General features: G+C 73.6%; 19 protein-coding genes. 9 read left to right on the top strand and 10 right to left on the bottom strand.

Going from position 1 to position 22,985, the window contains the following annotated elements; all coding sequences use genetic code 11:
* Positions 1–161: 161 nt before the first annotated feature.
* Together ACFWIA_RS29245 and ACFWIA_RS29250 are read left to right on the top strand one after the other, a co-directional pair.
* Positions 162–1,724 (top strand): carboxylesterase/lipase family protein, encoded by a 1,563-nt coding sequence (locus tag ACFWIA_RS29245; protein WP_387010213.1) that lies wholly within the window; start codon positions 162–164, stop codon positions 1,722–1,724.
* Positions 1,725–1,940: 216 nt separating this feature from the next.
* Positions 1,941–3,308: a radical SAM protein gene (locus ACFWIA_RS29250; protein WP_387010215.1), complete on the top strand. Its 1,368-nt coding sequence runs from the start codon at positions 1,941–1,943 to the stop codon at positions 3,306–3,308.
* A gap of 48 nt (positions 3,309–3,356) precedes the next feature.
* Here the strand turns inward: ACFWIA_RS29250 and ACFWIA_RS29255 are convergent, their stop codons facing one another.
* On the bottom strand, positions 3,357–3,905 hold the full coding sequence (locus tag ACFWIA_RS29255; protein WP_387010217.1) for a hypothetical protein: 549 nt from the start codon (positions 3,903–3,905) through the stop codon (positions 3,357–3,359).
* Between the two features lie 426 nt (positions 3,906–4,331).
* On the opposite strand from ACFWIA_RS29255, the gene rsgA reads away from it, so the two are divergent.
* The 3 genes from rsgA (at position 4,332) to ACFWIA_RS29270 (ending at position 7,535) form a co-directional block, all read left to right on the top strand.
* Entirely contained in the window at positions 4,332–5,429 is a 1,098-nt protein-coding gene (gene rsgA / locus ACFWIA_RS29260) for a ribosome small subunit-dependent GTPase A (protein WP_387010219.1), read from the top strand.
* A gap of 139 nt (positions 5,430–5,568) precedes the next feature.
* Complete coding sequence (locus ACFWIA_RS29265) at positions 5,569–7,005, top strand: DNA-3-methyladenine glycosylase 2 family protein (protein ID WP_387010265.1); 1,437 nt, start codon at positions 5,569–5,571, stop codon at positions 7,003–7,005.
* Positions 7,006–7,010: 5 nt separating this feature from the next.
* Positions 7,011–7,535, top strand: a complete 525-nt coding sequence (locus ACFWIA_RS29270; protein ID WP_387010221.1) for a methylated-DNA--[protein]-cysteine S-methyltransferase — start codon at positions 7,011–7,013, stop codon at positions 7,533–7,535.
* 123 nt (positions 7,536–7,658) lie between these two features.
* On the opposite strand, the gene ACFWIA_RS29275 is transcribed toward ACFWIA_RS29270, so the two are convergent.
* The gene (locus ACFWIA_RS29275; RefSeq protein ID WP_387010223.1) at positions 7,659–8,141 is read right to left on the bottom strand and encodes a DUF456 domain-containing protein; all 483 of its coding nucleotides are present in this window, start codon (positions 8,139–8,141) and stop codon (positions 7,659–7,661) included.
* 36 nt (positions 8,142–8,177) lie between these two features.
* Positions 8,178–9,182 (bottom strand): helix-turn-helix domain-containing protein, encoded by a 1,005-nt coding sequence (locus ACFWIA_RS29280; RefSeq protein WP_387010224.1) that lies wholly within the window; start codon positions 9,180–9,182, stop codon positions 8,178–8,180.
* Positions 9,183–9,643: 461 nt separating this feature from the next.
* Here ACFWIA_RS29280 and ACFWIA_RS29285 point away from each other — a divergent pair, with 461 nt between their 5' ends.
* Both ACFWIA_RS29285 and ACFWIA_RS29290 read left to right on the top strand, forming a co-directional pair.
* On the top strand, positions 9,644–11,443 hold the full coding sequence (locus tag ACFWIA_RS29285; protein ID WP_387010226.1) for a protein phosphatase 2C domain-containing protein: 1,800 nt from the start codon (positions 9,644–9,646) through the stop codon (positions 11,441–11,443).
* Between the two features lie 133 nt (positions 11,444–11,576).
* On the top strand, positions 11,577–13,319 hold the full coding sequence (locus ACFWIA_RS29290; RefSeq protein ID WP_387010228.1) for a pyruvate dehydrogenase: 1,743 nt from the start codon (positions 11,577–11,579) through the stop codon (positions 13,317–13,319).
* Positions 13,320–13,424: 105 nt separating this feature from the next.
* Here the strand turns inward: ACFWIA_RS29290 and ACFWIA_RS29295 are convergent, their stop codons facing one another.
* Entirely contained in the window at positions 13,425–14,255 is an 831-nt protein-coding gene (locus ACFWIA_RS29295; RefSeq protein WP_387010230.1) for a hypothetical protein, read from the bottom strand.
* 101 nt (positions 14,256–14,356) lie between these two features.
* Positions 14,357–15,190 (bottom strand): hypothetical protein, encoded by an 834-nt coding sequence (locus ACFWIA_RS29300; protein WP_387010232.1) that lies wholly within the window; start codon positions 15,188–15,190, stop codon positions 14,357–14,359.
* Positions 15,191–15,441: 251 nt separating this feature from the next.
* Between ACFWIA_RS29300 and ACFWIA_RS29305 the strand changes: the two genes are divergently transcribed.
* Positions 15,442–15,846, top strand: coding sequence for an ATP-binding protein (locus ACFWIA_RS29305; protein ID WP_387010267.1), 405 nt, complete (start codon positions 15,442–15,444; stop codon positions 15,844–15,846).
* Positions 15,847–15,953: 107 nt separating this feature from the next.
* Here the strand turns inward: ACFWIA_RS29305 and ACFWIA_RS29310 are convergent, their stop codons facing one another.
* Together ACFWIA_RS29310 and ACFWIA_RS29315 are read right to left on the bottom strand one after the other, a co-directional pair.
* A complete protein-coding gene (locus ACFWIA_RS29310; protein WP_387010234.1) occupies positions 15,954–17,009 on the bottom strand; it encodes a DUF2637 domain-containing protein in 1,056 nt (351 codons plus the stop codon).
* 187 nt (positions 17,010–17,196) lie between these two features.
* Complete coding sequence (locus ACFWIA_RS29315; RefSeq protein ID WP_387010236.1) at positions 17,197–18,135, bottom strand: (2Fe-2S)-binding protein; 939 nt, start codon at positions 18,133–18,135, stop codon at positions 17,197–17,199.
* A 144-nt stretch (positions 18,136–18,279) separates the two neighbouring features.
* Between ACFWIA_RS29315 and ACFWIA_RS29320 the strand changes: the two genes are divergently transcribed.
* Positions 18,280–19,143: a GntR family transcriptional regulator gene (locus tag ACFWIA_RS29320; protein WP_387010238.1), complete on the top strand. Its 864-nt coding sequence runs from the start codon at positions 18,280–18,282 to the stop codon at positions 19,141–19,143.
* 43 nt (positions 19,144–19,186) lie between these two features.
* On the opposite strand, the gene ACFWIA_RS29325 is transcribed toward ACFWIA_RS29320, so the two are convergent.
* The 3 genes from ACFWIA_RS29325 to ACFWIA_RS29335 all read right to left on the bottom strand — a co-directional run bounded on the left by ACFWIA_RS29325 (position 19,187) and on the right by ACFWIA_RS29335 (position 22,975).
* The gene (locus ACFWIA_RS29325; RefSeq protein WP_387010240.1) at positions 19,187–19,999 is read right to left on the bottom strand and encodes a hypothetical protein; all 813 of its coding nucleotides are present in this window, start codon (positions 19,997–19,999) and stop codon (positions 19,187–19,189) included.
* Between the two features lie 152 nt (positions 20,000–20,151).
* Entirely contained in the window at positions 20,152–21,930 is a 1,779-nt protein-coding gene (locus ACFWIA_RS29330) for a PucR family transcriptional regulator (RefSeq protein WP_387010242.1), read from the bottom strand.
* A gap of 160 nt (positions 21,931–22,090) precedes the next feature.
* On the bottom strand, positions 22,091–22,975 hold the full coding sequence (locus ACFWIA_RS29335) for a hypothetical protein (protein WP_387010244.1): 885 nt from the start codon (positions 22,973–22,975) through the stop codon (positions 22,091–22,093).
* Positions 22,976–22,985 lie beyond the last annotated feature (10 nt).

Consider the following 22,985-nt stretch of genomic DNA (forward strand, 5'->3'; position numbering starts at 1 on the left):
CTTGAAGGAATCGGACAGCACCCCCGGCCGCGCCGCCCCGCCGCACCCGTCCGGGTGGCCCTGCCGGGGCTCCTGGTACACCCTGGGGCGACGTGACGACGGACGCGCGCCCCCGGTTGCCGTCCGGGGACGCGCGACGATGCGGAGGAGTGCGTTCAACGATGGTGTCAGGTCCACGGGTCCGGACCGCGTACGGAACGGTGCGCGGACGCCACGAAGACCTCGCAGGCGGGGACGGGCGGCGGGTGGCCGTCTTCCGGGGCGTCCCCTACGCCGCGCCGCCGCGGGGCGCCCTCCGCTTCCGACCTCCTCGACCCCCCGAGCCCTGGGACGGCGTGCGGGACGCCACCGCCTTCGGCGCCACCCCGCCCAAGCCCCCGTACAGTGCGCCCTTCGCCCGCATCCTGGCCGATCCGGTGATCACGGGGGACGACTGGCTCACCGTGAACGTGTGGACCCCGGACCCGGACCCGGCCGCCCGGCTCCCGGTGGCGGTCTGGGCCCACGGCGGCTCCCTGACCCGGGGGTCCTCCGCGGTGCCGGTGTACGACGGCGGGGCCTTCGCCCGCGACGGCGTGGTCCTGGTGTCCTTCAACTACCGCCTCGGGGTGGAGGGGTACGGCCTCTTCCCCGACGCCCCGCCCAACCTGGGGCTGCGCGACCAACTCGCCGCCCTGGAGTGGGTCCGCGACGGCATCGCGGCGTTCGGCGGCGACCCGGACCGGGTGACGCTCTTCGGCGCGTCGGCGGGTGCGATCAGCGCGGGCGTGCTGCTGGCCAGCCCCCGCGCCCGGGGCCTGTTCCGGCGCGCGGTCCTCCAGAGCGGACCGCCGCAGACCGTGGAACGTGACCGGGCCCGCCGGATGGTGCGCCGGATGGCCACCCGGTTGAAGGTCCCCGCCACGGCCGCGGCGTTCGCCGAATTGGAGCCGGCCGCGCTGCTGGCCGCCCAACAGGAGGCCGGCCGACGGGCGAACCCGCTGCTCGGCGGCCCCGCCTTCGGCGTGGTCGTGGACGGCGACCTGGTCCCCGCCGAGCCGATGGAGGCACTCACCCGCGGGGACGGGGCGGCCGACGTCGGACTGCTGGCGGGGTGGACCACCCAGGAACACCGGCTGTGGCTCGCACCGAACGGGCTCCGGGAACGGGTCGACCGGCTCGGTCCGCTCGCCCTGGCCTGGGCACGGGCCCGCACCCGCTGCGGCCCGGGCACGGTCCGCGGCTACCGTGCGCTGCACCCCGGGGCGGGCCCGGCGGAGGTCGTCGGCCAACTCGTCACCGACCACCTGCTGAGACGGCCGGTTCACCGGCTGGCGGAAGCCCGCAGGGCCGCGGCCCCGGTTCCCGGCGACACCTACCTCTACGAGTTCGCCTGGCCGTCCTCGATCGCCGGGCTCGGCGCCTGCCACGCACTGGAACTGGGGTTCGTCTTCGACACCGTCTCCTCGCCGGCCACGGCGATGCTGGCCGGGCCCGGGGCGCCGCAGTGGCTCGCCGACGAGATGCACGGGGCGTGGGTGCGGTTCGTCGTCGACGGGGACCCCGGATGGCCCGCGTGGGACGCACGACACCCGGTGCGCAGGTTCGGTCCCGGACCCGGCGCCACGGTGCTGCACGGTCCCCGCGACCGCGCGTTCGCGCTGTGGCCCGCCGCGCCCGCCGCGCCCGCCGCGCCCGCCGAAGTGCGCGACGCAGCCCCGCCGTCCCGGGCCGCGGACCGCTGACGGCCCCGGGGCCGAACCCGCTCGGAGCGCCCGGCCCGGCACCCCACGGCGGGTCGGTCCCCCGACCTAAGCCCTCCGTCCCCGGGCCCCGGTCGGGCCGCCCCGGACGGGGGCATACGGTGGAGGGCCGGACGCACACACCGCGAGCGGCGGGCACCGACACCCCGGGCCCCGTCGGACACACCTCCGCGGCCGGGGGGAGCGAGGAGACACACGATGGGCACCACGGACGGCACCGACACCACGGACGGTACGGTGCGCCGCACCGCGCTGGTCGAGGATCTGCTGGAACGGTTCCCGCACGTACCGAGGGAAGCGGTCTTCAAGGAGGACCTGCTGCGTGGTGGCATCGCCTTCGACGAGTCGGCCCTCAGCGACACCACCAACGAGGCCACCGGCGACGTCAAGCCCAAGTCGTACTTCATCTTCTCCTTCGACCACGGCACCCTGCCGGAGCTGGGCGCCGCCGCGCTGCGCCGCCCGCCGGAGGAGATCGTCCTCACCGGCGGCCCGTACGACCTGCGTCGCACCGTGGTCTCCGTCCGGGTCAACCCGGCGTCCCCGTACCGGGTCGCCGCCGACGCCGACGGGATGCTCGGGCTGTACCTGGACGGCCGCCGGATCGCCGACGTCGGCCTGCCGCCGATGCCCGACTACTACCGTCACACCCTCGCCAGCGGCAAGTCGGTGATGGAGGTCGCGCCGACCATCCAGTGGGGCTACCTCGTCTACCTGACGGTCTTCCGGGTCTGCCAGTACTTCGGCGCCAAGGAGGAGTGCCAGTACTGCGACATCAACCACAACTGGCGCCAGCACAAGGCCGCAGGGCGCCCCTACACCGGCGTCAAGGACGTCGAGGAGGTGCTGGAGGCCCTGGAGATCATCGACAAGTACGACACCGCCCGCACCTCCACCGCCTACACGCTCACCGGCGGTGCCGTGACCTCGAAGGTCGCCGGCCGCGACGAGGCCGACTTCTACGGCCACTACGCCAAGGCCATCGAGGAGCGCTTCCCCGGCCGGTGGATCGGCAAGGTCGTGGCCCAGGCCCTCCCCAGGGACGACGTCCAGCGCTTCAAGGACTACGGGGTGCAGATCTACCACCCCAACTACGAGGTGTGGGACCGCCGTCTGTTCGAGCTCTACTGCCCCGGCAAGGAGCGTTACGTCGGCCGTGACGAGTGGCACCGCCGCATCCTCGACTCGGCGGACGTGTTCGGCGCCCGCAACGTCATCCCGAACTTCGTCGCGGGCGTCGAGATGGCGGAACCCTTCGGTTTCACCACCGTCGACGAGGCCATCGCCTCCACCACCGAGGGCCTGCGGTTCTTCATGTCGCACGGCATCACGCCGCGCTTCACCACCTGGTGCCCCGAGCCCACCACCCCGCTGGGCAAGGCGAATCCGCAGGGCGCCCCGCTGGAGTACCACATCCGGCTGCTGGAGTCCTACCGCGCCACCATGGACGAGTTCGGACTGTCCTCGCCTCCCGGCTACGGACCGGCCGGCCCGGGGCGGGCGGTCTTCTCGGTCAGCTCCTTCATGGACAGTCTGGCCCCGCAGGAAGCGGCCGAAGAGAGCTGAACACCTCGCGGGGTCCCCGGAACTGAAGAGCCCCGGGGGCCCCGCACCTCAGCAGCGCTCGCCGAACTTCACCGCGTCGAGGGTGACCGGCTGCCCGTCGAAGTCGGTGCCGGCCTTCGGCTTCTGCGCGCACACCTTCCAGTTGGACTCCACGATCACCAACCGGTCCTCGCCGGAGGCGTCGTTGACGGAGATGCTGGTGGAGCTGTCCAGCGACTGCCGGACCGCCCGCACCGACTTGCCGACGAAGTCGGGCAGCGTGCTCCTGGTCTCCTGGAGCGCGCCGTCCTTGGCGGGGCACTTCTCGTCCAGCTTGACCGTGGCGAAGCGGACCTTCGTCTTCGTGGCGTGCGTCCCCGGCTTCGGAGTCTGCCCGCACACCTTCCAGTTGCGGTCCATCGCCTGGAGCCGCCCGCGACCCAGCGCGTCGTGCGAGCTCAGCCGGTCGAAGCCCGCCTCCCGGGCCTGGTCCTGTGCGGACTGGAGCCCCTTGCCCTTCATGTCGGGCAACTTCGCGGTCTTCTCCTCGATGCTGCCGCAGCCCGACAGGGCGGTCAGCCCCACGGTGAGCAGTACGGCGACGGCACGACGGTGCACGGTTTCCCCCCAGTGTGCGACGGATGTCCCCCGCCCCATGATGCGACACCGCCCCCCACCGGTCCGGCGAAGTGACGTTCTCGTGATCAACGGTGCTTGCGGCCACAGCAGTCGGCCCCGGCGGCGGAGACCGTGGGCATCCGTCGAAAAATGGCTGGCACGCGGTCGTGGGGTGCGTCTAGTCTTCATTCCGTTCCGCCGGGACGTGGCCGTGCGCCGCACCCGGGTCGGTTCGTCGGTTCGTTGAGGGAACAGGAGGTGAGGTCAGTGGTGACGGTCATGGTCACGGGCGCTGCCCGCACTCAGGAGTTCGTCCTTTCCACCCCTGTGGTCTCCGGCTGACACCCGTACGCAATCCGCGCGCCGAGCGCGCTGCCGGGGCCGCCCCTCGAAGGGTTCCCCTTGTCCCACACCTTGCTCAACAGCATGTCTTCCTCCGACGACGCACACCGTGCCCTCGCCCCCTACGGCTGGGACGACGACTGGGCCGCCGCCTTCGCCCCGTACGCCGAACAGGGTCTGGTGCCCGGCCGGGTCGTCCGCGTCGACCGCGGACTCTGTGACGTCGTCACCCCCTTCGGCACCGTGCGGGCCGACACCGAGTTCGTGGTGCCGCGCGACCCGCTGAAGGTCATCTGCACCGGGGACTGGGCCGCCATCGACCCCGAGGGCTGCGACCCCCGGTACGTCCGGGCCTATCTGCCGCGCCGCCGGTCGTTCGTGCGCTCCACCTCCTCCAAGCGGTCCGAGGGGCAGATCCTCGCCGCCAACGTCGACCTCGTGATCATCGCGGTGTCGCTCGCGGCGCAACTCGACCTCGGCCGGGTCGAGCGGTTCGTCGCCCTCGCCTGGGAGTCGGGTGCGCAGCCCGTCGTCGTCCTCACCAAGGCCGACCTCGTCCCGTACGCGACCACCGTGTCCCACCTCGTCCGGGACGTGGAGACCAGCACTCCGGGTGTGCCGGTCCTACCGGTCAGCGCCACCACCGGCGCAGGGCTCGACGTGCTCGCAGCCGTGGTCGCCGGGGGCACCAGCGTGCTGCTCGGACAGTCCGGCGTCGGAAAGTCCACGCTCGCCAACGTGCTCCTCGGGGTGGACGCCCAGGTCGTCCAGGCGGCCCGGGACGTCGACGGCAAGGGCCGTCACACGACCACCACCCGCAACCTCCTCCTGCTGCCCGGCGGCGGCACCCTCATCGACACGCCCGGACTGCGCGGCGTGGGGCTCTGGGACGCCGGGAGCGGCGTCGAGCGGGTGTTCGCCGAGATCGAGGAACTGGCCCGGGGCTGCCAGTTCCACGACTGCGCGCACGAGGCCGAGCCGAGCTGCGCGGTCCTCGCCGCGGTGGCCGACGGCCTCCTGCCCGAGCGGCGGCTCGACAGCTTCCGCAAGCTGCTGCGCGAGAACCGGTACATCGTGGCGAAGACCGACGCCCGGACCCGCGCCGACCTGCGACGCGAGTGGAAGCAGAAGGGAGCCGTCGGACGCGCCGCCTACCGGGCGAAGCGCACCGGGCAGATCTGAGTTCCGCCGGCGCCGGGGCCCACCGCCCGGGGCACTGCGCCCCGTGCCGTGGCCCCCGGCGGTGGCCCCGTCCCCTCCGGACGTCGTGTCCGATTCCCGCCAGCGACGGGCCCCGGGACCGGGGACAATCGGTGGTGTGATCGACGACGAGACCAGGTACGAGGCCGTACGCAGCAGGGACGGCCGCTTCGACGGGGAGTTCTTCTTCGCCGTCGGGACGACCGGCATCTACTGCCGGCCGAGCTGCCCGGCGGTCACGCCCCGGCGCGAGAACGTCCGGTTCTACCCGACCGCGGCGGCCGCCCAGGGCGCGGGCTACCGGGCCTGCCGCCGCTGCCGCCCGGACGCCGTGCCGGGCTCCGCGGAGTGGAACGCCCGGGCCGATGCGGTGGCCCGCGCGGTCCGCATGATCGGCGACGGCGTCGTCGACCGCGAGGGCGTCACCGGCCTCGCCGCCCGGCTCGGCTACAGCCCCCGCCAGGTGCAGCGCCAGCTCACCGGCGAACTGGGTGCCGGGCCGATCGCCCTGGCCAGGGCCCAGCGCATGCACACCGCCCGCACGCTCCTCCAGACCACGGCGCTGCCCGTCACGGAGGTCGCGTTCGCCGCGGGCTTCGCGAGCGTCCGGCAGTTCAACGACACCCTGCGGGCCGGCTACGGCATGACCCCGACCCGGCTGCGGGCCGTCGCCCCGCGCAGCGCCCGACGGCCCGCCGTCACCGGCACGGGCGGCTCGCCGGATATCCCGCTCCGCCTCGCCCACCGGGGCGCGTACCTGGCCGGCCCCGTCTTCGACCTGCTGGCGGCCCAAGCCGTCGCCGGGGTCGAAGAGGTCACGGGCGTGCCCGGCCGTCGGACCCACCGGCGCACCCTGCGGCTGCCGCACGGCGCGGGGATCGCCACCGTCGAGGAGCGGAGCTCCGCCCCGGGTCGGGGCACCGGTGCCACGCGGCCCGGCGGTTGGCTGGACGCGAGTCTGCGGCTCACCGACCCGCGTGACCTCACCACGGCCGTGCAGCGCCTGCGCCGGCTCTTCGACCTCGACGCCGACCCGTACGCCATCGACGAACGACTCGGCGCCGATCCACGGCTCGCCCCGGCGGTCGCCGCCCGGCCGGGCCTGCGTTCCCCGGCCAGCGCCGACCCGGAGGAGGCCGCGGTGCGCGCCCTGGTCGGCCCGGTGGCGGCGGCCCGCCTCGTCGAGCGGTACGGCAAGCCGCTGGACGCGCCCTGCGGCACCCTCACCCACCTCTTCCCGGAGCCCGCCGTGCTGACCGCGGCGGAGCCGGACGGCGCGCTCGGGACGCTGTGCGCCGCGCTCGCCGACGGCACCCTCAGACTCGACGCGGGCGCCGACCGGGACACCGCCCACCGCACGCTGCTCGGGCTGCCCGGACTCGACGCCCGGACCGTCGCGGAGATCCGGGTCCGCGCCCTCGGCGACCCCGACGTCGCCCCGCCCGACGTGCCGGTGTCGGACACCTGGCGCCCTTGGCGGTCCTACGCCCTACGGCACCTGCACGCGGCCCGAGCCGCTGGCGAGCCATGCCCCGCCCCTGCGAAAGCGAGTACGTGATCACCATGACCGCAGCGACCACCGCATCCCTCCGGGCCACCGAATCCCCGTGGACCACGGTCGACAGCCCCCTCGGGGAGCTGCTCCTGACCGCCGACGAGGACGGTGCCCTCACCTCCCTGTCCGTCCCCGGGCAGAAGGGCGGCCGGTCCGCGGGACCCGCACGCCGCCGCGCGGACGAACCCTTCCGGGCGGCCCGCGAGCAGCTCGCCGCCTACTTCGCCGGGGAACTGACCGCGTTCCGGCTCCCACTGCGCCCGGCGGGCACCGACTTCCGCCGGCGGGTCTGGGACGCCCTCGACGCGGTCCCGTACGGGACCACCACCACGTACGGGCGGATCGCCGCGCAGGTGGGCGCCTCCCGGGCCGCCGTCCGCGCGGTGGGCGGTGCGATCGGCGCCAACCCGCTGCTCGTCCTGCGCCCCTGCCACCGGGTCATCGGCGCCGACGGCTCGCTGACCGGGTACGCGGGCGGCCTCGACCGCAAGACGTTCCTGCTGGACCTCGAAGGCGCCCGTCCGCACGCATGACGCGGCCCGACCGCACGGGACCGCGCTCCGCTGGGCCGTCCGGGTGACGACGGCGCCTCGACGACAAGCCCTCGACGACAAGCCCTCGACGACAGGCCCTCGACGACAGGCCCTCGTGGCAGGTCACCCCCACACCAGCACCCCCAGCCACGCCCCGATGACCAGCAGACAGGCGAACCACTCCACGAGCACGCTCCAGCCCCCCACCCGCAGTGCGTTGCGGGTGGAGGCGGCGGCCTCGCCGTGGCTGCCCAGGCGCACCCGTTCCGCCAGGTAGACGCCCCCGACGAAGCCGAGCAGCGCGCCCACCACCGGCACCAGGAAGAACCCCAGGAGCGAGCCCGCCCCCGCGCCCAGGGCCATCCGTCGGGTGGTCCCGCTCTGCCGCAGCCGGCGCGGCGGCAGCTGCCAGCGCACCGCCTGCGCCACCAGCAGCACCACCGTCGCGCCCACCAGCAACCCCCAGGCCACCGTCCGGGTGTCCTGCACGGCCCACCAGGCCACGCCCGCCCAGACCAGCCACGATCCCGGCACGCCCGGCACCATCACTCCGCACAGGCCGATCAACAGCACCACACCGACCAGGAGGAGTTCCCACGCTCCCATCAGCCCAGCGTGCCGGAGGGCGTCCACCGGCGCCCGTCAGCGGGTGCGGGCCACCCAGCCGCGCTCGTAGGCGTGCCAGCCGAGCTGGAGCCGGGTCGTCACGTCCGCCAGTTCCATCAGCCGCCGGACCCGTCGTTGCACCGTGCGCAGCCCCAGGTCCAACTGCTTGGCCACGCTCGCGTCGGTCAGGCCCGCCAGCAGCAGGGAGAGGACCTCCAGATCGGTGCTGTCCGGGCCGTCCGGGTCCTCACCGGTGCCCTGCGGGTGCGTCGCGACCGTGCCGCCCCGGCCCAACCGCAGCGGCAGGGCGTGCCGCCACACCGCTTCGAACAGTCCCGACAGGGACTCCAACAGACCGCAGTCGTGCACGACCAGCGCCGAGGGCTCGGCCGTCCGCGCGGTCAGCGGCACCATCGCCAGCGACCGGTCGGCGATCAGCAGCTTGGTGGGGACCCGGTCGGCGACCCGGATCTCCTCGTCCCGACCGAGCGCCGCGGAGAGGTCACGCACTCCCGTGGGTCGGGACAGCACCTCCTGCTCGACCACCACCCGGTACGCCACGCCCCGGCCGGCCGCCTCGGCCTCGGCCTCGTTGTCCGCCCCCGAGACGGCGATCGGGTCGCCGGTCACCAGGGCGCAGACCTCCTCGGTCGCCCCGAGCTGGAGCTGGAGGAAGCGTTGGGCGATGGCGCCCCGCCCCGTGACCACCTCGACCAGGTCGTGGACGGCGGGTTCCACCTCCCGCGCCCGGTACTCCTGGGAGAGCAACGCCGCCGACAGTTCGGCGCGTTCGAGTTCCTGGCGCCGTCGGGCCAGCAGTGCGCCCAGCGCGACCTCGGGGGGAGCGGCCACCCACCGGCCGGGCCGTCCCGTCGCCTGCGCGGCGAGCCCGTGCCGTTCCAGTTGGCGCAGCGCCCGGTCGGTGGCGGGTTCGCCGAGGGTCAGCCGGCGGGCCAGATCGGGCACGTCTGCGGCGCCCACCGAAACCAGGGCGCGGTACGCCGTTTCGTGCACCTCGTCCAGGCCCAACGCGGACAGCATGAGACGGCTTTCCTCCCCGTACGTTCACCGTTCGCGTTCATCATCGCCGCTTTTCCCGTCCCGGGCGCAAGGCGGCCCCTCCCGGTTGCTCGACCCCGCCCGGAATGAGGTGGTTGTGGTGGTTCCGTGATGTTCGTGGGCCTGAGGGGTGTCGTGGGGTGTCGTGAGATCGGGAACGGATGCACTTCGGCCAATTTGGGCGACCGGGCGAACGGCGTCCGTACGCCTGCGCCGGCGTTCGCGCCGGCTTCCCTGCGGTGCGCCCGATGGGGGTCGTGAGCGCGACGGAGGGCCGATCGGCCGTCGGCGCACGGCGCTGAGGTGGGACGACGGCCGCGGGCGGGGCGCCGATCGGGGGCGCACCTTCGACGAAGGCTCGCTTTGTCGATTCATCTTCTTATGGATCGGCTGATTTTCTGAATGACCGTTTTCGGGCGCCGGAAGCCGTGGACAATGTCGGCATGAGCCAGCAGGGGGAGCGGCCGTCGGCCCGCCAAGACGACGACTGGTGGGGCGACTTGTACGCCGGCTGGCCGCAGGTGGCCCCGGGCCCCGCGGACGGTCAGGACGGCGCGGGGGCCTCGCGCACCACCGGGACGCAAGCCGTGGCGCCGGCGGAATCCGCGGGCCCGGTCCCGCCGTCGCGCGCCCCCGGAGCCACGGACACGACCACCGGCGCAGCCACTGACGCAGCCGACGCCGGAACCACCGGCGCGACCGCCGCCGTGTCCGCATCCGAGGGCACGTCCGACGCCGCCGCCGATGCGGAAGGTTCCGGCACGTCCGGGGCCGCCACCACCCCGGACCCGAGGGGCGAAGAAGCGTCCGTCGCGCCGTGCGACCGCCCGTCAGTAGTCGCGCCCGAGAAGACCCCCGCTCCCCGCGACTCCGCCCCGCCGGACCCGACGGCGCCCGCCCGGACGGACACCGCGCCCCGGGCCGCGTCGCCCCCGCCCGGAACCAAGCCGTCATCCGTCGCACCCGCCTCACCCGCCTCACCCGCACCGGATGCACCGCCCGCACCGGATGCCGCGAATGCCCCGGCGGTCCGCCCACCGGCCGCCGCGGACCCCCGGGTACCGCGGAGCTCCCGCCCGCCCTGGCAGCCCGAAGGCTCCGCCTCCGAACCCCGCACCTTCCGGTTGGGGCGGTTCGGCCGGGGCAAGGGCGACCCCTCCGGAGCACCGGGAGGCGCCGGTGACGAGACGGTGGCCCCCGTTCCGCTTCCGTCGCAGGTGGGTCACCTGGGCGACCGGCCACCCACCTACGAGGCCGAGCCGACCGCACTGCCCGTCGCTGACCCGGACACCCTGCGGGACCTCGTCGCCGACACGGTCCTGGACGGAGCCCGCTACGGCGCCAGCACCCTACGGGCCGTTTCCACCCGGGGCGACTCCGCCCGGTACCGGGGCGAGCACCGCAGGGACGCCCTGCTGACCGCCCGCTTCGGCACCGGCCAACAGGCCCTGGTGCTGATCGCCGTGGCGACCGGGGCGCGCGCCGCGGCGGGTGCCCACCGGGCCGCCGCCGAAGCGACCGAGCGGATAGCCCGGGCCGTCGGCCGCAACCACGCGCGGCTCGCGGCGGACATCCGCGCCGGCAGCCGGGGCGACCTGAAGTCCGGACTGCACCGGCTCACCGACCGCAGCCTCGGCACCTCACGGGCCCGGGCCGGCGACCCCGACGCCGCCGAGGAGCCCGTGGCGAGCCTGCGCTGTCTGCTGCTCCCGGCCGACCCCGGCTGCCGGGTCCGGGTGTTCTTCGGCGCGGGGGAGGGCGGATTGTTCCGGCTGCGCGAGGGCGTCTGGCAGGACATCGAACCGCGGCTCACCGACACCGTGGGGGAACCGGTCGTCGGCTTCGGCTCGCCCCCGAGCGATCCCGCCGGCGGTCCCGGGACCGCGCCTGGGCCCGGGCCGGGGCCCGCTTCCTCGACCGAGGACGCGGCCGAGCCCGCCGGGGACGACCGCCTGACCATGGACCTCCGCATCAGCACGCCCCCGAGCCCGTACCGACCGGCCCCCGAACCCGCCCGCGACCCGTTCCGCTTCCGCGCCTCCGTCGCCCGCCCGGGGGATGCCCTGCTGCTCTGCTCGGAGGGCCTCGCCGCACCGCTGCGCGGCGAGGAAGCCCTCGCCACCCACCTGGCCGGGCGCTGGGTAGACGGACCACCGGGCCTCGCCGCCTTCCTCGCGGACGCCACCGTCCGGGTCAAGGGCTACGCCGACGACAGGACGGCGGCAGCGGTCTGGGAGGCGTGAACCCGTCACCTGTGCCTTCATGGAGCCAACGCATACCGCGACCGGAAACGGGAAGCCGGCGTGGACGACCGGAAACTCAGGGCGTGCGGCTCCGCGGACCGCCGCCCGCGGCACGGACGGGGCACGTGGATCCATGGCCAAGCAGAACGTCGCCGAACAGTTCGTCGACATCCTCACGCGCGCGGGCGTCAAACGGCTGTACGGGGTGGTGGGCGACAGCCTGAACCCGGTGGTCGACGCCGTCCGGCGCAGCTCGGACATCGACTGGGTGCACGTCCGCCACGAGGAGACCGCCGCCTTCGCTGCCGGTGCTGAGGCCCAGGTCACCGGGCAGTTGGCGGCCTGCGCCGGGTCCTGCGGGCCGGGCAACCTGCACCTGATCAACGGCCTGTACGACGCCCACCGTTCGATGGCGCCCGTGCTCGCCCTCGCCTCCCACATCCCGTCCAGCGAGATCGGTCTGGGGTACTTCCAGGAGACCCACCCCGATCAGCTGTTCCGGGAGTGCAGCCACTACAGCGAACTGATCTCCAACCCGCGGCAGATGCCCCGGCTGCTCCAGACGGCCATTCAGCACGCCGTCGGACAGGGCGGGGTGAGCGTGGTGTCGCTCCCCGGGGACATCGCCGACCAACCCGCACCGGACCGGGCCGCCGAGAGCGCGCTCGTCACCTCCCGGCCCACCGTCCGGCCCGGCGACGGGGAGATCGACAAGCTGGTCCGGATGATCGACGCCGCCGACAAGGTCACGCTCTTCTGCGGCAGCGGCACCGCGGGGGCGCACGCCGAGGTGATGGAGTTCGCCGGACGGATCAAAGCGCCGGTCGGCCACGCCCTGCGCGGCAAGGAGTGGATCCAGTACGACAACCCGTACGACGTGGGCATGAGCGGTCTGCTCGGGTACGGGGCGGCCTACGAGGCGACCAACGAGTGCGATCTGTTGATCCTGCTCGGCACGGACTTCCCGTACAACGCGTTCCTGCCGGACAAGGCGCGGATCGCCCAGGTCGACGTGCGCCCCGAGCGGCTCGGACGGCGTTCCAAACTGGACCTCGCGGTGTGGGGGGACGTCCGGGAGACGCTGCGGTGCCTGCTGCCGCGGGTCGCGGAGAAGCGCAACCGCCGCTTCCTCGACAAGATGCTGAAGAAGCACGCCGACGACCTCGAAGGCGTCATCAAGGCGTACACCCGCAAGGTGGACAAGCACGTCCCCATCCACCCCGAGTACGTCGCCTCCGTCCTCGACGACCTGGCGGCCGAGGACGCGGTGTTCACGGTCGACACCGGGATGTGCAACGTGTGGGCGGCCCGCTACCTCTCGCCCAACGGCCGCCGGCGCATCATCGGTTCGTTCTCGCACGGTTCGATGGCCAATGCGCTGCCGCAGGCGATCGGTGCGCAGTTCGTCGACCGGAACCGTCAGGTGGTGTCGATGTCCGGGGACGGCGGGTTCACCATGCTGATGGGCGACTTCCTGACCCTCGTACAACACGACCTGCCGGTGAAGGTGGTCCTCTTCAACAACTCGTCGCTCGGCATGGTGGACCTGGAGATGCTGGTCGCGGGTCTGCCTTCGTACGGGACCGACAACGTCAATCCGGACTTCGCCGCCGTCGCCCGGGCCTGCGGTGCCTACGGGGTACGGGTGGAGAAGCCCAAGGACCTCCCCGGCGCGCTGAAGGCGGCGTTCCGACACAAGGGCCCGGCCCTGGTGGACGTCGTCACCGACCCCAACGCCCTGTCCATCCCTCCGAAGATCAGTGCCGAGATGGTCACCGGCTTCGCCCTCTCCGCCTCCAAGATGGTGCTGGACGGCGGGGTCGGCCGGATGGTCCAGATGGCACGCTCCAACCTCCGCAACGTGCCCCGACCGTGAGCGAGCCGGTCAGCTCGCTCCAGGTCGGGGCGGCCCGGTTCGTCCTGTCGAGCCCCCCGGCCCGGCAGGAACACCGGCCCCGGGGCCGGGCCCGTAGGGGAGGGCCTAGCCGCGCAGGTCGAGGTCGACGTCCGTGGTGCCGGCCCCCGCCGTGTACAACCCGCCGAAGCCACCGGGCTGTTTGGTCGTCCGCACGCCCACGGTGATCACTCGCGAGGCGCCGGGCTTCAGTGCGGGCAGCGAGTAGCTCAGCCCCGTCGAGTTGAACGTGCCGTTGGCGCCCTTCACTCCCTGCACCCCGAAGACGCCCTTGGACTTGGGGTGCATCGAACCCGTGAACTGGACCCGCTCGGTCGGTGCGTCACCGGTGTTGGTGACCGTGACCTTGTGCACGTGCGTCCGCCCAGTCTGCTTGATGCCCTTGAGCACGCCCTTCAGGCTGAGCCGGGGCCCGACGACCTCCTTGGTGTTCTTGGTGGTGACGTTGACGGTGTCGTTGCTCGGGTTCGTGTCCCGGTAGAGGGGGAAGTCACCCTCGCCCCCGTCGACCACGAAGTTGGCGGGCAGGTCCTTGGCGTTCCCGTGGCTGCCGATCTTGGCCGTGACCTTGAACGTGTCGGTCTCGCCGGGGGGCAGATTGTTCACCAGGAGCCGGTTGGTCACGACGGGGCGGTCCTCGTGGGTGGCGTCGGTGGTCCCGGTCGGCAGGGTGAGCCGCACGAACGTGGAGGTCGCCGCGCGGCCCCAGTTGGTGACCTTGAGGGTGTAGGTGACCGCATCCCCGGGGGTCGCCGCTTCCGGGCCGACGGCCGTCACGCCGATGTCGGTCTGGACGGTGTCGTACTCGTATTCGTGGGCGTGGGCCGCGCTGGCGGGGACCAGCAGCGCGGTGGCGCCCAGGGCGGTCACGATCGTGGTGGAGGTGAGGCGTCGCACGGTGTGCTCCAGTGTGGAAGGACGCTCCGGGGCCCGGGTGTGGGACGGGCCCCGGAGCGCGTCTCGGTGGCCCCGGTGAAGGGGCGGGGGCGGGGGACGGGTCAGCGGCGCAGGTCGAGTTCCTGGTCGCCGCCCTTGGCCGCGCCCACGAAGTACTTGCCGCCGATCCCCCCGGCGGTGGGCGTGATCTTCGTCGTGATGACGACCACACGGGTCTTGCCGGGGTCGAGGGCGGGCACCGTGTACTGCAAGCCCACCGTCGAGATCACTCCGCGGGCGTCCTCCAGCCCGGTCACCTCGACGATGGTGCCTGACCCAGGGTGGACGCGGCCCGACAGTTCGAGGACCGAGGTGCGGTGGCGACCGGTGTTGGTGAAGGTCAGCTGCTGTGTGACCAGGTCACCCTCCTGGTCCCCGGCGCCGATCTCCCCGGTGAAGCCGAGCTGGGCGTCGGGGCCCTGGAAGGGATCGCCCTTCTCGTTGACGGTCGTCACGTGGGAGTAGTCGTCCCCCATGTTCGATTCCTTGTAGAAGGGTTCGTTCTTCGGCCCCGAGTACGTTCCGAAGGCCGCCGGCAGCTCCATCTGGTTGTCTCGGCTGCCCATTTTCGCCGTGATCTTCAACTTCCGGACCTCGCCCGGGTTGAAGGTGTTCAGCATGATCGAGTTCCTCGCCACGCGCCGGGAGGCGTAGGTGATCTCGCTGGAGCCCTTGGGTAGCCACACGCCGACGATCGTGGGGGCGGCGCCGGGCCCCTTGTTGGTGACGGTGACGACGTACTCCACCGTCTCGCCCGGCGTGGCCCGCTCGGGTCCGGTGGCCGTCACGCTGAAGTCGGTCGTCGGCACCCCGTCCGCGGGGGCGGCGGAGGCGGGGACCGCCAGGGCGGCGGTGCCGAGGGCGGTCACGAGGGCGGTGGAGACGAGGCGCTTCACTGTGGTTCTTCTCCCGATGGGCAGGTGCTCGGACGACAACGAGCGCCTGCATCGCGCGCTCCGTCGTGATGCCCGAAGTCTGTTCCACCCCCCGGGGGCGTGGCGATTACCCGTCAGGTAATCGCCGTGGTCAGCCGGGCGCGGGCCGGCGACCCCCAGGTGTGCTGGCGACCGTGGCGGGCATGCATTCCGGTGTAGGCGTTCGAACGATGCGCGGAAGGCGAGGCGGACACAGCATGGGGGCGGGGGCCATGGCGGGGCGGGCGAGGGTGCGGCGGCTGAAGCGGAGGTTCTCCCGGACGGACGGCCTGCGGGCGGTCCCGGAGTCGCGCCGCGCGGTACGGGAACTCCTCGGTCACTGGGGGCGCCCCGGCCAGGCGGAGACCGCCGAACTGCTCACCAGCGAGCTGGTCACCAATGCACTGGTCCACACGGACCGTGCCGCCGTGCTGCGGGTGGCCGCCGGACCGAGGCGGCTACGGGTCGAGGTGCGGGACTTCGTCCGCTACCGCCCGCGCCCCCGGGGACCGGTGCCGCACGAGGCGACGGGCGGCCGGGGGCTGATGCTGGTGGAATCGCTGTCCGACCGGTGGGGCGTACGGGGCCTCGGCATCGGCAAGACGGTCTGGTTCGAGCTGGAGGCCGGCCACCCCTGAACCGGCGGTGGCGGGAACGACGCCGGGGCGGTGGCCCCGGCTCGCGCCGTGTGCCACCGCCCCGGAAGGCGCCCGTTCCCGGACCGGCCGGAACCCGTGAAAGGTCCTCAGCCGAACTGCTGCTCCAGGTCCTTGAGCTTGCGCTCCAGCGAATCGAGCCTCGGTAGGGCCTGGGTGTCGTCCTCGGCCGTCAAGTCGACGGTGATGGGTTCACCGCCGCGGCGGACGGGGGTGAGGGAACGCGGGGAAGTGGGAGAGGGCAGCTGTTCCTCCGGTATAGCGGGGTCCGCGCCGGACTGGGCCGACCCCGTGCCCGCCGTCACCGCGGGCTGCACCTCCACCTGGCGGCCACCGCGGGTCAGGACGCCCCGGTGGTGGCTACGGCTTATGGCCTTGAGCTGAGCACGCTTCAGCTTCTCCTGCTCACGCCGGACCTGACGGTTGTGCAGCTTCTGGCGACGGTCCTCGCGCACCTCGTCCACGGCCTCGTCGAGGGTGCGGACGCCTTCGAGCAGCATCAGCGACCAAGCGGCGAAGGTCTCCCTCGGCGCACGCAGCCAGCGGACCACCCGGATCTGCGGCAGCGGACGGGGCACCAGGCCCTGCTCGCGGAGCGCAGCACGACGGGTCTGCTTGAGCGCGCGGTCGAAGAGCACGGCCGCCGACAGGGACATCCCGGCGAAGAAGTGCGGAGCGCCCGCGTGGTCGAGGCCGCGCGGTGCGTGCACCCAGTTGAACCAGGCCGCCGCACCGGCGAACGTCCACACCAGCAGCCGCGAACCGAGCGCCGCGTCACCGTGGCTGGCCTCGCGCACGGCGAGGACGGAGCAGAACATGGCCGCGCCGTCCAGACCGAACGGGACGAGGTACTCCCAGCCGCCGGACAGGTTCAGGTTCTGCCGGCCGAAGCCCACCAGCCCGTGGAAGGACAGCGCGGCAGCGACCGCGGCACAGCAGAACAGCAACACGTAGGAAGCGGTGGCGTACATCGCTTCCTTGCGCCGCCGGCGCTCCTCGCTGCGCTCCCAGGAGTCGTCCACGGCCTTGTTGGCGGGGTCCTTGGCCCGCTTGGACCGCGTCAGCACCGCTACCGCCGCCAGTATGCCCAGGAGCAGTACGGCGCCCGGAAGCAACCAGTTAAGCGATATGTCGGTCAATCTCATCACGCGTCCCTTGCGTCGCAGTAGGGCTTTTCGGGCGCCATCGTTCCTCAAACCCGGGGTTGCTCAGGAGGTTTCGGTGCAAGAGAACGCCAAGGGGGTGTGGGGAACCGCCACGTGCCGCCGCCCACCCGAACTCCCGCGCGAGTGATGCGAGTTGAGTTCGCATCACAGTACCGGTACGGGTCGTTCAGGAGGAAGCTGCCTCACTGAGCCTTGACACCCTATCGCCATCGCACGTCCGGGGGCACGTGACGCAGGTTTCCTCGGGCCGCAGCGTATAGAACAAACAGCAGCTCGCGCGGTCGCGGGTTGGCAAAGACTGCCCCTGAAGACCCGTCAACGTCCGGAATCCGGCCGCCCCGACGAACGGTCGCGTCGCACCGGGCAGCAGCGCCTCCAGCTCGCGCATGGCCCGCTGCTCCTCGCCCATCAGGTGCGCGACGTACCAGAGGCTCTCGACGACCTCGTCGGTCGCCATGCCCCACAGCGCCCTGCCCCGGCGGCGCATCCGCGGACCGAATCCGTCGAGCAGCGGCTCCAGGTGTTCGGCGACCGCCGCCCGCACCTCCTCGCGCAGGGCCTCCTCGTCGGCCACGACCCGGGCGTCGGGGTGGCCCGACAGCGGGTCGTCGGGCAGGCACGCGAACGCCCCGGTGCGCACCGACATCCGGCCCAGCGCCCGCTGGAAGGAGACACGTCCGGCCGGGAACCGGGGGACCCGGCGGTGCAGGAACCACGGCACGGTGACCAGCAGGCAGGCGGGCCACGCGTAGCGGTGGAGCCCGAACGTCGCCACGACGTCGGGGCGGGCCGGCTGGCCGTAGTCCTTGCGGACCTGCGCCTCGTCCCAGGCGAGGAAGGCGTCGAGAGCGCTGCCGCCCTCGGCCAGCCGCGTGGCGGACACCCAGCCGCCGCCCTCCGGCTGCTGCTCCCCGGGCGCGAGCTCGTCGATCCGCAGTCCCGGGAACACCTCGGTCAGTCGGGCGTACGCCGCGGCGACGGGGGAGGGGTGGGGCGGGGGCGGGACGGCCGGCACGCCCCCGCCGAGCAGGCAGTCTTCGACCGGGGCGCCCCGGGGGGCGTCACCCGGACGGGAGGCGTCCGCGGCCGGTGCGGGTGCGCTCATGGGGACCACCGAATCACGAATGCCTACAGGTTAGGGTAACCTTACCCGATATGATCGTGGTGTGAAGTGACGGCCCGCCCCCTATCGTTCTCCGGGTGCGGCCGAGTGGCCGCCGCAGCGCACGAGCGCCGGAGGAGGACCACGATGACCCGTCCCGGACCGCTCCCCGCACGGGGCTCGACAGGCCCCGGCGCGGCGGGCGACGAGGCGTCCAGCCCGCCGTTCGGTACCGCCCCGCGCCCGTTAGCGAACCCGGCGCCGGGCCACCGCCCCGAGCGCGCCGCCCCGCCCGCCCGGATACCCCCGCAGCCGCGTTCCCCCGCCCCGGACCCGACGGCCCGGGGCGAGCACACCCACGGGGAGCCCCCGTTGCCCCGGCGCCCCAGGCCGGTGGTCCGGGCCAGCGTGCGCGGGCAGGTGCTCGCCGCGCTGCGGGTCGCCCTCGTGGAGGGGGAACTGGTACCCGGCGAGGTGTACTCGGCGCCCGCGCTCGGCGAACGCCTCGGCGTCTCGGCCACCCCCGTGCGCGAGGCCATGCAGCAACTCGCCGCCGAGGGCACCGTCGAGGTGGTGCCCAACCGGGGGTTCCGCGTCGTCGAGCGCAGCGCCCGCCAACTCGCCGAACTGGCGGAGGTCCGGGCGCTGATCGAGGTGCCCGTGATGCTGCGGCTGATCACCGTGGTGCCCGCGTCCCACTGGGTCGCACTGCGTCCCCTGGCGGACGCGACGACGGTCGCGGCGGCCGACGGCGACCTGGCGGCCTACGCGGAGGCCGACCGCGCCTTCCACCGCGCCCTCCTCGCCCCGTCCGGCAACCAGCAGCTCATCCAGGTCGTCGACGACCTGCACCGCCGGGCGCAGTGGCCCCTGCTCAGCGGGCCGCTGTCGATGCGCAGGGTCGACCTGATGACCGACGCGGCCCAGCACGCCGCCCTCCTCGACGCCCTCACGGCCCGTGACGCCGCCGCGGTCGGGGCGCTGGTCCGGGCCCACTTCGCGGGCTGTTGACCCCGCGCCCGCCGCCCGCTGCCGGGTCGGGTCCTGCCCGCCGCTAGACCGGCTTCGCCGCGGCCACCTGGGCCGTCGCCAGTTGCTGCGCCAACCAGGTGGGCACGCCGCCGAGCAGCCGCAGCAGTCGTCCCGCCTCCTGGCGCAGCCGGGTCGCCTCCGGCTCCGTTTCGGCGGTGGCCAGGGAGGCGAGCGCCGGCGCGGTGCCCACCAGGTAGCCGAGCTCCTCGCGGATGCGCAGCGATTCGGCGAAGCCGTGCCGAGCCTCCGCGAGTTCGCCGTCCTGGAGGGCGAGCCCGGCGAGCTGGCGCCAGGTGAAGGAGAGCAGCAGCGCGTCCCCGGCGGCGGTGGCCCCGGCGTGGGCGCGCCGGTAGGCGGCGCGGGCGGCCTGCGGGGAGTCCGCCAGGTTCTCGGCGATCAGACCCCGGCGGTAGTCCAGCAGGGCGCGCGCCGGCGCTCCGGGCGCGATCAGCGCGGCGGCCCGCCCCAGGGCGGACCGGGCCTCGTCGGCGCGGTCCCGGACCCCGAGGAGGGTCGCCGCGTACGCGAGTTGTCCGCGTTCGCAGGCCGCGGCGCCGCGTTCGTCGTCGCTGCGGGCGAGTGCCTCGGCGGTGCGCAGCGCGTCCTCGGCCTCCGCCCATCCCTGTTCGGTGTAGAGGCACCGTTCGACGAACAGGGCGACCCGCTGGAGCGCGGCTCCCGCGTCCGCCCGTGCCCGTCGTTCCAGCAGTGCCGCGGCGTCGCTCCAACAGGCGCGTGAACGCAACCGCCATACGGCGATCTGGAGCGGATCGTCACCCTCGGTCGTTCCTGAACCAGACATGGCGGTAAACGCCACATTGCCCTCCCCGAGCATGTCCCGCGTTTCCAGAGCCGATGCGGAATCTCAGCACGGATCGGCGGGCCGGGCCAAGGGGGTGGGTGAAAGTTTTCACAAAGCCTCGGGGTGCGAAACCCGCTCGACCGGGGTAGAAGCGACGCCGCGGAACGGACGGGGCCCTTGGGGCGTCAGCTCATCCGCAGGGCGAGGAAGAAGTCGAGTTTGTCCTCCAGCCGGGACAGGTCCCGTCCCGTCAACTGCTCGATACGCCCGACGCGGTAGCGCAGCGTGTTGACGTGGAGGTGGAGCCGGGCCGCGCAGCGGGTCCAGGAGCCGTCGGAGTCGAGGAACGCCTCCAGGGTCTCCACCAGGTCCGCCCGGTGCCGACGGTCGTACTCCCGCAGCGGGTCGAGCAGTCGTGCGGTGAACGCCCGGCGCACGTCGTCCGGGACGAACGGCAGCAGCAGGACGTGCGAGGCCAGTTCCTGGTGGCCCGCCGCGCTGACCGGTCCCGGTCGTGCGGCGGCGACCCGCCGGGCGTGCCGGGCCTCCTCCAGCGCCCCGCGCAGTCCCTCGGCCGAGTGCACGGCCGCGCTCACCCCGAGCGTGAGCCGTCCGTCCGCGCCGAGCCCCGCGGCCAGCGGCTCCCGCACCGACCGCAACAGCAGATCGGCCACCAGCTCGCCGCCCCGGGCGCCGTCACCGGCATCGGCTTCCGTGGCGTCGGTCGGCTCGGGCGATCCGGCGGCGGTGGAGGGCAGCGGCACCAGGGCGACGGCCTCGTCCCCGGTGTACGCGACCGCGATCCGATCGGCGGGCTCGGTGCCGGTGGCGAGCGGGTCGACCAGGATCTCCTCCAGCAGGGCCCGCGCGAGCCGGCCGCGCTCCTCGGCGCCCTTGCGCTCGCCGTCGCCCGCCTCGGTGCTCCGCTCCTCGCGTTCGTCGCGCTGGTCCCGGGCTCCCGCCCACTGGACCCGGGCCACCACCACCTGCCAGCGCGGTGCCCCGGCGAGTCCGGGCAGCAGGACCGGGGCGGCCACCCTGAGCCGTGCCGCGATCTCGGTCGGTGCGGCGTCCGAGCGCACCAGTTCCAGCACCTCGTGGGCGAGCCGGCGCCGCACGGTGCGCGCCGCGTCCCTGCGGTCCCGCTCCACCGCGATCAGCTGGGTCACCCCGTGCAGCAGGTCGAGTCGTTCCTCGGGCCAGTCCGAGGTGTCCGCCGCGACCGCGAGCACCCACTCCGCCAGTGCCCCTTCGTGGGCGCCCGGGCCGCCGGCCGGTGCGCCGCCGCGTCCGCCGCGCACCGGGAACAGGGCGTAGGGGGCGTCACCGACCCGGGTCCGGTACGGGCCGCGGCGGCCCGTGCGGGCCGCGGCCAGGTGGGCCGTCGCGAGGGCGGCGGACGCCTCCTCGGACAGGGTGCGTCCGGCGGTGTGCGGCCCCGCGATCCGTCGACCGGTCGGCGACAGCACCCAGGCCCGTAGGTCCAGGTCGGTGCCGAGCAGCTCCAGCACCGCGTCCGGGCCGCCGCCGGCGGGGCCGGGGGTCATCAGCCGTCGGTGCCGGTCCACCACGGCCGCGAGGTCGCCCGCGCGTTCGCCGGACACCTGCCGGACGACGTGTTCGGTGATGGTCGCGAAGGCCACCCGCTCGTTGACCGCGAACAGCGGTATCCGGTGCCGGGCACAGGCCCGTACGAGGTCCTCGGGCACGTCCCCGAGTTCGGCCTCGCCGGCGGCCAACGCGGCGACCCCTGCGGCGGCCAGGATGCGGACGAACGGTTCGGAGTCGTCGGGGTCGTGCCGCCAGGCGAGCCCGGTGAGCACCAGCTCGCCGCCCGACAGATAGCGGCTGGGGTCCCGCAGGTCGGTGGTCATCACCCCGCGCACCGTGCGGTCCAGCTCGTCCTCGCCGCCGAGTAGCCGCAGCCCCAGCGCGTCCGTGTCCAACAGTGCGCGCAGCCGCATGGTGTCGCCGCCGATCCGTCCGTCTGTGTTCCGAGGTGACCGGCGCCCTGTGGTTCCGGTCGAACGTCCGGGAGCCGTGGGAACCCCGTGTCCTGTTCTTCATACGAATCTACAAGACCGGGGTGCGGGCCAGCCAACCGCCGGGGGCCTCGGCGGCCACTCAGGCGGTGAACGCCACGAGGTGCGCGAGGACGAAGGCCCCGCACAGCACCAGGCCGATCGTGGCCAGCAGCAGCGTCCGGGCGACGAAGCCGACGGTGGGGCGCCGGCTGGCCCGGGTGGGGTGCTCCGGGTCGTAGGTCAGCTCTACGGGGCCCCGTGCCGCCTCGGACAGGCACCAGACGGTGACGACGGAGTGCACCTCCTTCATCCGCCTCCCGTCGACCGTGGTGAAGTCCATCAGCGAGAACTCCCACAGGTGGAGCCCGTCGCTCCAGATCCGCACCCGGCCGGTGGCCGTGCCGACCACGGTGATCCCGCGTCGGCGCAGCAGCCGAAGCGACCGGAACCGGCGCCCGACCCGCCACAGGGTGATCCCGCCGCCGATTCCGGCGGTGCCGCTCACGAAGGTGAGGATCATGGCCAGCCAGAGGGTCCGGGTCACGAACCAGTCGGTCACGACGAGTACCGCGTAGTACAGCAGGACCAGGCCGGTGATGAGGAGCGCGCGGCGCATCCCGGGCGACAGTTCGCTGCGGGTCGAGGACGCGTCGTACCGGTCCACCAGGGAGTGGCCGTTGGAGTGGGTGACCGCCCGGGCGATGGCGGGCCGTAGCTGTGCGAAGAAGGCCTCGGCCGCCCGGCGGTTGGGCCCGCGCAGTTCCAGGACGGGATCGAGGCCGTGTGCGGCGGCGTCGGCCGGGCCGCTGATCTCCACCCGCACCGTGCCGTCGGACCGCAGGTCCGTGGAGCGCAGGGCGCGCACCGGAATGGTCCAGGTGGTGCGCTGGCGCACGATGAGCAGTCGCGCCCCGTCGAACCGCGCGGTCGTGCCGTCGTGGACGAGGACGGTCTCCGGGGTGGGCGAGTTGCTGCGCGGTGACATGAACGGATGA

The sequence above is a fragment of the Streptomyces sp. NPDC127068 genome (genome assembly GCF_042724695.1).
In the GTDB taxonomy this organism is placed as follows: Bacteria; Actinomycetota; Actinomycetes; order Streptomycetales; family Streptomycetaceae; genus Streptomyces.